General features: G+C 41.0%; 8 protein-coding genes and 1 pseudogene. 7 read left to right on the forward strand and 2 right to left on the reverse strand.

Annotated features, from left to right (window positions below; translation table 11 throughout):
- Positions 1-96: 96 nt before the first annotated feature.
- Positions 97-969 (reverse strand): helix-turn-helix domain-containing protein, encoded by an 873-nt coding sequence (locus BUA60_RS18690; RefSeq protein WP_143153237.1) that lies wholly within the window; start codon positions 967-969, stop codon positions 97-99.
- Positions 970-1,316: 347 nt separating this feature from the next.
- Here BUA60_RS18690 and pelA point away from each other — a divergent pair, with 347 nt between their 5' ends.
- The 7 genes from pelA (at position 1,317) to BUA60_RS18725 (ending at position 11,378) form a co-directional block, all read left to right on the forward strand.
- A complete protein-coding gene (pelA, locus tag BUA60_RS18695; RefSeq protein ID WP_072864435.1) occupies positions 1,317-2,432 on the forward strand; it encodes a pectate lyase in 1,116 nt (371 codons plus the stop codon).
- Between the two features lie 71 nt (positions 2,433-2,503).
- Positions 2,504-3,931, forward strand: coding sequence for a nucleoside hydrolase-like domain-containing protein (locus BUA60_RS18700; protein ID WP_072864389.1), 1,428 nt, complete (start codon positions 2,504-2,506; stop codon positions 3,929-3,931).
- Between the two features lie 58 nt (positions 3,932-3,989).
- On the forward strand, positions 3,990-5,270 hold the full coding sequence (locus tag BUA60_RS18705) for a nucleoside hydrolase-like domain-containing protein (protein WP_072864391.1): 1,281 nt from the start codon (positions 3,990-3,992) through the stop codon (positions 5,268-5,270).
- A gap of 5 nt (positions 5,271-5,275) precedes the next feature.
- A complete protein-coding gene (locus tag BUA60_RS18710; protein WP_072864393.1) occupies positions 5,276-6,700 on the forward strand; it encodes a DUF1593 domain-containing protein in 1,425 nt (474 codons plus the stop codon).
- 10 nt (positions 6,701-6,710) lie between these two features.
- Positions 6,711-8,165, forward strand: a complete 1,455-nt coding sequence (locus BUA60_RS18715) for a DUF1593 domain-containing protein (RefSeq protein WP_072864395.1) — start codon at positions 6,711-6,713, stop codon at positions 8,163-8,165.
- A gap of 295 nt (positions 8,166-8,460) precedes the next feature.
- The gene (locus tag BUA60_RS18720) at positions 8,461-9,969 is read left to right on the forward strand and encodes a glycoside hydrolase family 140 protein (protein ID WP_084532687.1); all 1,509 of its coding nucleotides are present in this window, start codon (positions 8,461-8,463) and stop codon (positions 9,967-9,969) included.
- 20 nt (positions 9,970-9,989) lie between these two features.
- Positions 9,990-11,378: a pectate lyase family protein gene (locus BUA60_RS18725; RefSeq protein WP_072864437.1), complete on the forward strand. Its 1,389-nt coding sequence runs from the start codon at positions 9,990-9,992 to the stop codon at positions 11,376-11,378.
- A 923-nt stretch (positions 11,379-12,301) separates the two neighbouring features.
- On the opposite strand, the pseudogene BUA60_RS23080 reads toward BUA60_RS18725, so the two are convergent.
- Positions 12,302-12,811, reverse strand: a pseudogene (locus tag BUA60_RS23080) (hypothetical protein); the annotation flags it as partial.

Below are 12,811 nucleotides of genomic sequence, written 5' to 3' on the forward strand. Positions count from 1 at the left end.
TTAAGGCTCCCGTTTACAAGCTCTAACAATGTATTAAATAGGCAAGTCTTGGGATATTTACCCCTCTAGTGTAATATGGTCTATAAAACCTTCGTATTATCTGTCCGTCTGGATTAATTTTCGGTACTCCCTTGGTGTCATGCCCACGAATTTTAGAAAACTGGCATTAAATCTACTAATGGAATTAAAACCAGCTTCATAGGCGATGGAAGTAATTGGGTCCATAGTGATGGTTAGTTTTCTTTGTACGTATAATACCCGTTGCTGAATGAGGTAATGGGAGAGCGATACATCAAAGGCCTTTTTAAAAATAGCATTGGCATAATCGGAATGAATTCCAACAGCGCGTGAAACATCAGTGACTTTAATTGGTTTCGTAAAATTTTGGGCAATAAATATGGCCATTTGCTCTACGAGGTTCATTGACGGCAGTTCCATCTTAAGCTCTATTTCGTCATTATTCGATTTTTGAAACATCAATCGCTTTAGGTAGGCCTGAATTTCAAGGGCGCAAACCTCATTTAGATAGGGTAATTTGCTTTCCAGGTCAAGTACCCATTGTTTAAACAAGGCCGTTGTTATTTGGAGGTTCTGCACCGTTTCAAACATTTGTATCCGTCCCTTAAATAGCAGATCCAAAAATGATTTGGACATATTCCATTGAGATATCAACCCAAAGGGTATAGTAATTACGAAGTATGGTGCATCACCTTCATAATCAACAATTTGATGTGGCAACAATGCCCAGAAAACAACAAAACTGCCCTTTTCCACATGTATTTTTTTGTCATGGATCAAATAGGTGATAGATCCTTCCGGTAAATAATTAATTTCTATTTCATTATGCCTATCTGCCCTTCTCATTACATTGGGCCGCCAAACTTCACAGGTAAGACCATAGGGGGCTAGATCTTCTCTTTTTTCATCGAAATGCTTTAACATATAGGAAAGTGATAGGTATTTGTTCAAATATAGGAAGTATGTGTATAATTACGAGCATATCTTAGCATTTTGAAATAGGGATATCCCATCATTTTGATTTTCACCTTGTAATTGAATGTTACCTTAACCCACTCCAAATAGAAGTACAACTGGGTTATTTGCACTTACGAATATGAAAAATGGACTGGATGTTGCCGGGTAGGTAGTTGGCATTTACACGTTCAAAGTATTTCGGAACTGAGAATTAGATTACTACGGACTCGATCGAGTGGTTGAATTAGATGACATACTGCCGAATTCATAAAAAAATAAATCAGAGTTATCTGTCCAATGGATATAGACAGAAATTAAAAGCATTATCAAAAAATAAAAACATGGAACTAATTAAATTTATTACAATAGCAGTAATGACCTTAATCACAACTGTGGGTTTCACTCAAAACAAAACCACTGACCATCTCAGTATGGGATGGGGGAATGTTGCCACAGACATGCCTCTAGAGTGGTATGGGTCTAACGAAGCGCAATTGGTTGCAGAAAATGTAATACTCAGTCAAAAAGAGATCGGAGGATGGGAGAAAAACAAAGACTACCATCATCCATTTTCTGAGGCAGAGAAATCCCATTATAAAAATAACAAGGCTGAAATTGGAGCAACTTTCGATAATGGCGCCACCATAACAGAACTTAGGTTCTTGGCTAAAATGCATTCACAAATTCAGGATAATCACTACAAAAAAGCTTTTGAAAAGGGACTCAATTACATCTTTGAGGCACAATACGAAAATGGCGGATGGCCACAATTTTTTCCAGTTCGCCAAGGGAGTGTAGCTTATTCTGGCCATATCACTTATAACGACGATGCCATGGTCAATATTATGAAATTCCTAAAAGGGATTAGTTCGGATAATAAAGAATACGCATCACTGCAATTAAGTGCCAACACAAGGGAAAAAGCCAAAAAGGCTTACGATAAGGGCATTCAATGTTTTCTTGATACACAAATAAAATACAAAGGCAAACCAGCGGTCTGGTGTGCCCAGCATGATTCAGTGACACTGGCCCCTGCAAAGGCCCGTAGTTACGAACTTCCTTCGTTTAGCGGTTCAGAATCCGTGGGGATTGTACTATTATTGATGGACATAGATAATCCTTCCAAAGAAATTGTTACTTCTGTAAAGGGAGCTGTACAATGGTTTGAAAACAACCGAATTACGGGTATAAAAATAGAGACGGAAATCAACAAGGACGGAGGAAAGAATAGAATTGTTGTGGAAGATAAAAATGCACCCACCTTATGGGGACGCTTTTATGATTTAGAAACCAGCACTATATATTTCTGTAGTCGGGATGGTGTCAAAAGAAACTCGCTCGCAGACATAAGCGACAATAGAAGGAACGGTTATAGTTGGTACACAAATGAACCGGAAAAGGTACTAAAAAAATACCCGGAATGGTTGGCAAACATAAATCTATCAAGAAATAAATAAACATGCCTAACCTTTGAAGAATTTTAGGATAACAATTAATCCATAATTGAAAAACCCTTAATTTCATTGATATGAAAACATTTTATCTGTTTATTTCCTTTTGTTTGGTATCCTCTATCACAACTTTTGCCCAAATAGATCAAAAAAATAGGGTAATTATTTTAACCGATATTGAAGCCGACCCTGATGACACACAGTCTTTGGTACGTTTGCTTTTGTATTCCAACCAAATTGACATAAAGGGAATTGTCGCTACAACGTCTTGTTGGTTACAGCACCGAATAGCCCCAGAATCCATAGAACGGGTCATTCAGGCCTATGGTAAAGTACATCCCAACCTTTTAAAACATGAAGCTGGTTTTCCCAAACCAGAAGCATTGGCTGCATTAATTAAAAACGGCCTTCCGGAATATGGTATGAAGGGGGTTGGTGACGGAAAAAATTCAGAGGGCTCCGAATGGATAATCAAAACATTGGAAGAAGAGGATGATCGCCCATTGTGGATTTCAGTTTGGGGCGGTGTCAATACTTTGGCCCAATCCCTTGACCAAATTCGGAAAACAAAAAGTAAGAAGGAGGCCCAAAGACTTATCTCAAAACTCCGAGTATATAACATCTCGGACCAAGATGATAGCGGTATTTGGATACGGAACAATTTTCCTGAGCTTTTTTATATTGTTAGTCCGGGAGATTATTACGGCACTGCCACTTGGACGGGCATCAATAGCTATATAAAAGGAATAGACAACAGCTCGATCAGCAATATCTGGATAGCCCAAAACATTCAACAGAATCATGGACCTTTGGGAGCTGAATATCCGGATGTTGCTTGGGGCGTAGAAGGAGATACACCCGCATTTTTATCGTTAATACCCAACGGACTTAACGAACCTGAACATCCGGAATGGGGTGCATGGGGCGGACGCTATGAATTGTACAAACCCGATTTCTCAAAAACAAAAAAAGGGAGCTCCATAGTTCCCATTGCTCCTGAGACCAGGGCAATTTGGACCAATACAGTCGATAATTATACCCCTTACATTCCTAAGGAATATGGCCGTTCCGTTAAAAAGGATACCATTACATTCAAAGATAACAAGGTAACGTTATGGCGCTGGAGGGAAGATTTTCAAAATGATTTTGCCGCTCGTATGGATTGGTGTACCCAACCCTATGAGGAAGCCAACCACCCACCCATTCCGGAACTGACCCATTCCAATCGATTAACGGTAAAGTCGGGCGAAGCCTTTAACCTGGATGCTTTTAAATCTACGGATCCTGATGGCGATAATCTTAGCTATTTGTGGTTCCATTATCCAGAGGAAAGTTCATATAAAGAAAAAATAGATTTGGGTGCTGAGAATGTGCATATGGTAAACCTTAGGGCCCCGATAGTAGAAAAGAAGGAAACCATTCATTTCATTTTGAAGCTATCGGACAAGGGAACCCCTGCGTTGTCAAGATACAAGCGTGTAATAGTGACGGTTCTTCCAAATTAGTCGGTAATTAACAATTGGAAGACACCGATCCACCTAGTTGGAATAAAACAAAACGACCATGAATAAACTAATTTTTATATTTTCCTTCTTAATTCTACAAAGTTGTGCAACTATAAACAGTAAGCCAATTGTAGAAAAACCTCGAATATTGATCAGTTCGGATATTGGAGGAACCGATCCCGACGACTTTCAATCCATGATACATTTATTGATGTATTCCGACCTTTTCCAAATAGAGGGCCTGGTTTCTTCCCCCTTTGGCAATGGTCGCAAAAAGGATATTCTAGATATGATAGACCTATATGAAAAGGATTTACCTGAATTAAAACCACAGTTCCCGAACTTGACCCATCCAGATTCCTTGAGAGCAGTTTGCAAACAAGGAACAAAACTGGAAGCCCCTTATAAAGGATACGATACAGCCACCGAAGGCTCGGAATGGATTATTAAATGTGCCAAAAATACAACAGACCAACCTCTATGGGTTTTGGTTTGGGGGGGTTTGGAAGATTTGGCACAGGCACTACATGATGCTCCCGAAATTGAGAAAAACATTAAAGTATATTGGATTGGTGGTCCAAATAAAAAATGGAGCATCAATGCCTATTCCTACATTGTGAAAAATCATCCCAACCTATGGATAATCGAAGCTAATTCAACTTACAGAGGCTGGTTCATGGATACCGAATCGCCCAAAGAACTCAAAGGCAAATCCTATTACAACAACTATATCCAGGGAAGAGGGGCCTTGGGGAAAAATTTTAAAAACCACTATGAGGGCGAAATTAAAATGGGCGACACCCCTTCCCTGGCCTATTTAATGAATGGTGACCCAAATAATCCTATAGGAGAAAGTTGGGGCGGAAGTTTTACCCCAATTAAACATAGCTCAAGAACAATTTTTGAAGGAAACAGCAGTAAGAAAGATACGGTAGCCGCCTATGCCGAATTGGAATGGAGATTTAAAGGGCCAGACTTGCCCATTCCGCAAGATTCCACTTGTTTTACATTAGAGATTTCAAATCAAACTTGGCCCGGATATTACCTTGGGAATGGTATTTATGGGGTACGCTACTCCTCCAAAAAACCGGAAACCGGCAGCTATTTCACCAAAAGTGCCATACCCGAATTGGATGCCCAAAGAGGTCAGTTTGTTAGTATAACCCCATGGCCAGGAAAAACAACTCCCAATGATTACCCTCTTGGTTCCAATTGGTATAGCGACAAGCCAGCTCCCGACCTTTTTATCGGAGATCAGCAAGGCGCCAAAACAATTTCAAAACATCGGGAAGCCTATTTAATGGATTGGGCTAAAAGGTGGCAATCAATAAACAAATAAAAAGGATGAAAATTAACAACCTCATTGCAATAGTTGGCATAGCCTTAATAACAACTACCGCCATTGCACAAGAAAAGCCTAGGGTATTTGTGCTTACCGACATAGAAAATGAACCGGATGATGCCATGTCGATGGTTCGTTTTTTGGTATATGCAAATCACTACGACATTGAAGGATTGGCCGCTACTACATCTGTTCACCAACAAAACAAGGTAGCTACTTATCGTATTCAAGAAATTGTAAATGCCTATGATAAGGTAAGGGATAACCTTGAAAAACACGAATCAGGTTTTCCTTCCGGAGAATATTTAAAGTCCAAGATTACAGAAGGCCTACCAGAGTACGGAGTAAAAGCTATTGGGGTTGGTAAAGATTCCCCGGCCTCCGAATTATTAATTAAAGCGGTCGATAAAAATGACACAAGGCCATTGTGGGTAACGGTTTGGGGCGGGCCAAATGTATTGGCACAGGCGCTCTGGAAAGTTAGGGAAACACGTTCAAAAAAAGATTTGGATCAATTTGTCAAGAAATTACGGGTTTACACCATTTCCGATCAGGACGATAGCGGCCCGTGGATCCGCAAGGAATTTCCAGAACTATTCTACATTGTGAGTCCTGGTTTTAATGCAGGTGGCGGCTATCATCATGCCACATGGAGTGGAATAAGCGGTGATTTTTTTCATGCCCGATGCGACGGAGCCGATTTTAGCCTCGTTACAAACGAATGGTTGGATGGGAATATACGGAAAAAAGGTCCTTTAGGTGCAGAATATCCCAGATGGGATTATTTAATGGAAGGCGACACGCCATCATTCCTTGGTTTGATCAATAATGGCCTAAGTTATCCCGAACACCCGGAATGGGGTGGCTGGGGCGGTAGGTACGAATATTACACTCCAAGGATGCAAAAGTGGTTTTTGTATCCAGAAACCAGACCTATCTTTTCCGATGCTGTAGACGAAGTCTTAGGTACTGATGGCCGATGGCACTCGGGCAACCATGAAACTATTTGGCGTTGGAGAGAAGATTTTCAAAACGATTTTGCCGCCAGAATGGATTGGACCATAAAGCCATACGATAATGCCAACCACCCGCCCAAAGTTAAACTAACCCATAAAAAAAATCTTGTCGCAAAAAAAGGAGACAAAATACTTTTAAGTGCCTTAGGTTCCAAGGATCCCGATGGAGATGCCCTCTCATACCATTGGTTTTATTATGAAGAAGCTGGCACATTTTCAGTCTCTAGCGCACGTAGTGGACAACCTTTGACCATTCAAAACTTTGACCAACCTGAAGCCTGGTTTACCGTACCAAAGAGTAGAATTGGTGGTTCAGGAAAGGGAACCATGCATATTATTCTTGCGGTAACCGACCATGGCTCGCCACGATTAACCCGATATGAACGGGTAATAGTCAATATTGAAGAGTAACAATTGCAAAATGAAAAATATTCTTTATTCAAGTTTCATAATTCTGTTTTTTGCTTTTCATACCTCAGTAAATGGTCAGAGCCAAAAACAACGTATACTCATAACCTCGGATGGAGAAATAGACGATGAGTGTTCCATGGTTAGATTTTTACTTTACGCCAATGAGTGGGATGTTGAGGGCATTGTAACCTCAAGTTCCCAATACCATTGGCATGGCCACAAATGGGCGGGAGATGACTGGATAGACCCCTATCTTGAGGCCTATGCGGAGGTATACCCAAACCTGATCAAGCACAGCAAGGATTACCCTACACCCCATTATTTAAAATCGATTAATTTCCTTGGAAATGTTGAAAGTGAAGGGGAAATGGACTCCATTACCCCCGGATCTACACATATTGCGAATGTGCTTTTGGATGAATCCGATGACAGACCCATCTGGATTCAGGCTTGGGGAGGCACCAACACCATTGCTAGGGCCTTAAAAACCATAGAAGAAGATCATTCTGACAAGATGGAATATGTTGCTGGTAAATTACGCTTTTTCTTTATCTGGGAACAAGATGATACCTATCAATCCTACATCCGTCCACACTGGGGAAAATATAATATCCCTACAATTATATGTGATCAGTTTTGGGCCGTTGCCTATCAATGGGACAAAATAATGCCCCAGGATAAACAAAATTTTTTTAAAAGCGATTGGATGAAATCGAATATTTTGGAGAATCACGGTCCACTTTGCTCCTTGTATGAAGCGTATAAAGGTGGTAATGATAAGGAAGGGTTTATTGCGGGCGATGCCAAATCTAAAAGTGATTTTAGATCTGAAGGGGATTCGCCAGCGTTTATTTACACTATTCCTACAGGACTCCGCTCTTTAGAATCTCCGGACTATGGGGGTTGGGGCGGACGCTATATCAAGGTTAGGGAAAATACTTGGCTTGATCCGGTTCCCCAAGCTGATTATAAATATCCAGAAGGACGATGGTACACCCAAACCGCATGGGGAAGAAACTATATGCGAAACGATTATCCTAAGAATTTAGATTTAATGAATGCTTATTTTAAACCTATTACCCGATGGGCAGATGCATTACAGAACGACTTTGCCGCTAGGGCCGATTGGTGTACAAAACCTTATGATGAAGCTAACCACCCTCCCATTGTAAAACTAAATAGCGCTCTGGATATTACGGCAAAACCTGGCAGTAAAATTAAATTAAACGCCAAAGGAACACTGGATCCCGATGGCGATCAACTAAGCTACTCCTGGTGGCAATACCAAGAAGCCGGTACCTTTAAAGGGAACATTGAAATACCAAATGCCCAAAAGCAAAATACTTTCTTTAAAATCCCAAAAAATGCCGAGAAAGGTGAAAATATACACATCATATGCGAAGTAACGGACAATGGTACACCAATGCTAACCAGATACCAGCGCATAGTTGTTACAATTAAATAGTATTAAAAATGGTAAACCAAGGAATTTATATAGGGCGATTAAAAAACTATATTCTATATAATCCGCGAATTAAATCCTTGGATCGGCGATGGCCAGTTTATTTACCATTCCTATTGATGGGCCTAAAAGTTGGCACACAAAATCAATCACCTGCCACATATGTCAATATCGAATAAGAATAAGTTTCCGATCATAAACAGCTCCTGTATATTCATGAGTCCAACGAAAAAGTGGTCTGATCATAGCTTGACCCAAATAAACTCTTAAAACCCCACCCAACTAAAACAAAAGAAAAATGAACTCAATAAAAACCACTACTAAAGTATTCAGCTCCTTCATAAAAAGGTTATTGTTTGTCGCATTAACTAGTTTGTCCCTTGTTGCAACCTCCCAAACACCTTGGCAAAATGGTGCCTTAGAAGTTTCTTCCAATGGACATTATATACAACATACAAATGGAAGCCCATTTCTATGGATAGCGGATACCGGATGGGGCATGGTACAGCAATTGACCAGGGAAGAAATTGACCTATACCTTGATAATCGACAAAAACTTGGTTTTACTGTCATTCAAACCGTGGCATTCTGGTATCCACATGGAGGAGGAATGGAAATGGGACCGCATAATGCAGCCAACACCTATGGTTTTCGTCCTTTTAGTGGTAGCGAAGATATGCCAAATACCTCTGAACCTCTTGTGGTTTCTGGTGGAGGCCCCTCCACTCCTAATGATTATTGGGACCATATGGACTATGTGGTCCAGGCGATTAAAAAAAGAGGGCTGTACCTAGCTCTACTGCCCTGCTGGGGCCGTGCCTATATTACACCACAGATGGGTGGGGCACAACAGGAATTTTCTGAGGACGAAGCCAGAACTTATGGGGCATTTTTAGGCAAACGCTACCAAGATGAACCTAATATTATCTGGATTCTTGGGGGCGATGCAAAAGCCCAAATTGATGGTTATGATAAAAACGCCAACCTTCAGCAATGGGACAGGCGTAATGTTTTTCGCGCTATGGCGGAAGGTATAGCCCAGGGCGTTACCGGTCAGCGTCCAAAATGGGACGAAAAGCACCCGGCATGGGATAAGGTCTTTATTACTTTTCATCCTGATGGTGACGCGCCCGATAATTCTTCAAAGTGGTTTCATTCAGATCAATGGCTTAGGGCAAATGGAGTTGAAGTATGGCGCGAACTTGATCAGGTCTATCCAACAATGTTAGGTGATTACCAATTGAACAAACCCGTTAAACCAAGTCTTTTTTTAGAAGGCTCATACGAATACGGTTCCTATCGCCATGTGTGTGGTTGGGTCACACCAGTAAGGATTCGTCGGCAATTTTATCAAACCTTTTTTGCAGGGGGCGCGGGTCACACCTACGGTGCAGGACCAATTTGGTCAATGAGGGGAAATGAAGGGGATTACAATTGCGGCTATACTTGGCAGCAAGCATTGGATTTTCCGGGAGCAGCACAAATAACCAAGGTGGCCAAAAAATTCCTATTAGACCACAAGTGGCACCAATGGATACCAAATGGAAACAGTATTTCGGGAATTGACGAAGGGGAAAGTTTAAAAACTGCTGTGACCACGGAATCGAACGACATGGTTGTCGTCTATTTTTCCAACAACTCAAATTGTGAGGTAACCAATATACTAAAAAAGGATGCCGGAGCTTATTGGTTCTATCCTAGAGATGGCCAAAAGGAAAACATAGCCGGCTTTAAAGTAAATGAGTCCCGTGATATGATTCCGCCCAACGGGTGGGAAGATGCCATATTGGTACTTCGGATTGATTAGTAGAATATAAAATGAGGAACATGAAACAAACAGTTTTAGCAATAGGGTTTGTATTAATTGGACTTAGTGCATGCGCACAGCAACTGGCCTTCCCCACCGCTGAAGGGCACGGAAAGTATACCGTTGGCGGCCGCGGAGGAGATGTATATGAGGTTACTAATATCAAAGATAGTGGTGAAGGAAGCTTACGTTCCGCGATTGAGGCCAAAGGACCAAGAACCGTAGTATTTAAGGTTTCAGGAACCATAAAACTGGAAAGTGATCTTCGAATTGAAAATCCCAACATTACCATAGCAGGACAAACAGCACCCGGAGATGGAATTACCTTAAGGGGACGCCCACTTCTGATAGATGCAGACGAGGTTATCATCCGCTATATTAGAGTACGTCTTGGGGATGAATCAGGTGACGAAACAGATGCCATCTCAAGTAGATATACCAATAATCTCATTTTAGATCATGTTTCCGCAAGTTGGAGTATAGATGAAACCATGTCTATTTACCATGGCAAGAACGTTACGGTGCAATGGTGCATAATTTCTGAAAGTCTATATAAATCCAATCACCAAAAAGGAAATCATGGCTTTGGAGGCATCTGGGGATCCGATTATAGCACCTACCACCACAATTTAATTGCCAACCATTCCAATCGTAACCCGCGTTTTGCTTCGGGATGTGGAAATGTTGACTACCGGAACAACGTAATATACAACTGGGGTTATGAGTCAGCCTACGGGGGTGAAGTGGCCCAGGTGGGCAATACCAAATTCAACTTTTCCAATATTAATATGGTGGCAAATTATTATAAAGCCGGGCCAGCCACAGTACCGGGTGAAATTAGACACCGTATAGTAGCACCATGGTCACGCAATAAGACGGACGATTACGGGAAATGGTATGTTTCGGGCAATGTGGTTGAGGGCAATCAGTGGGTGTCGGAGAACAATTGGCTTGGAGGAGTACAGCCTCAGGACGGCAGCGAATACATTAAGGGGTTTAAACTAGAACAACCATGGCAGGCATTAGCAATTCAGCAGCAGCTGCCTGAGGAAGCCTATGCTTTGGTTCTTAAAAATGCCGGAACAACCTTGCCAAAACGTGATGCAGTAGATCTCCGTATTATTAACGAGGTAAAAAATGGTGCTGCGACTTTTGAAGGATCGACCTATAAAAAAGATCATAAAATTGCAGATCTATCAAAAACAAGTGGTATTATTGATTCCCAAAATGATGTTGGGGGTTGGCCAGAATTAAAAAGTCTGCCTGCCCCAATAGATACCGATCATGATGGTATGCCCGATGTTTGGGAAAAAGAAAACAATCTTGATTACAATAATGCCACTGACAGAAACACAATGACCTCCGATGGTTATACTATGCTGGAAAAATATTTAAATTCCATTGAGTAGAAATTTCACTGGCCCCAATTTTAAAAATTACAATCAAACAATAATCTGTATTAAAAAAATTAAGTTCTACCAACAGGAGATTTACAGAGCCATCCAATAAAATTGCCAAAAACAGAAAACAAAAAACACTGAAAATCAATCGATTAACAGTGTTTTTGATACTACCTATTTCTAGGTTCGTCGGGATGACAGGATTTACAGAATCCCAATAAACCCTCAGTGCAAATAGAAAAGTGAAGGCTAACGCCTTCCTACTTTATTTTGTTTCCCATGTTCGCACAAACTGCGTTTTGGTAACTTCTCAAAACAGGATTTACAGAATCCCAATAAACCCTCAGTGCAAATAGAAAAGTGAAGGCGGTGCCTTCCTACTTTTTTTGTTTCCCATGTTCGCCCAAACTGCGTTTGGCTCCATGGGAAACAAAAAAAGTGATTTGCTATTGCAAATCACTTTTCTGCTTGGTCGGGATGACAGACTTATCCGCTGCCCAACAAAGCACTGTATACATGTGTTTTCTATGATTTTTTACGATAATGTACACCTAATTGCACACTATTCACAAAAAAAGAACTCTAAAGATATTATTTGATGCTCTTTAGTACCATAAAGATACAAATTATTCCTTTGTTCAATAATTTTAGTTTATTCATTCAAAAATTAGAACATTTTACAGCTCTACATAGGTTTGTCCCAAATAAAATGCTATATAATTAAATAGTTATAATAAGGAGAAGCCAATATCTTTTGTTCAAGTCAAAAACGAGATTTACCTAAAATTGAATTTATCCAATTCTATCTTAAAAAGGAACAATAGTTTCCCATTGTTCCTTTACCAACTAAACTAACTTAACTACTAATCCTAAAAATCTTTCCCCTTGGAACAATTTAGTACTTGTCAAGACGAACATCATTTTATTTCAACTTAGTTTTTTTCCAGCACAACAGGCTTATACCCTCCCTTGGCCCTGAAGTAGAAAATCAAGATCAGATAACAGGCCAACATGATCATAGGGAAGATGATGACCTTTGCCAGGGCCCTTTGGGTCCCCTTGGTCTTTAGATCGGCTACCAGTGTATTTATTTCCTGAGGATTATCTGCATTTTCCACAGCCCCTTGGAACTCCTCCATATCCACCGTCTGGAAATCGATGATGGAATAGATGGTCTCATCCCTTAAGGGCAGATCCACCTGCCCGTCCGTCAACAGGGTTTTTGGGGCGGCCAGGGCCAATTCCTGGGACGCCTGTAATTGTTCGATCTGCGAATTGGATTGGAAAGCCCCGATAATGGGTGCCCCCAACATACCAACCGTTAACATGCCAATGCCGCTCACCGCGTTCAAGGTAAGGGCCCCACCTCTTGGAGTCTGCTCGGCGACCACTCCCAAGGTAGTAGGCCAGAAGAAGGTTTTGCCCAGACCGTACAAAGTAGC

Origin of the sequence: Arenibacter palladensis, from assembly GCF_900129275.1 — a bacterium.
In the GTDB taxonomy this organism is placed as follows: domain Bacteria; phylum Bacteroidota; class Bacteroidia; order Flavobacteriales; family Flavobacteriaceae; genus Arenibacter; species Arenibacter palladensis.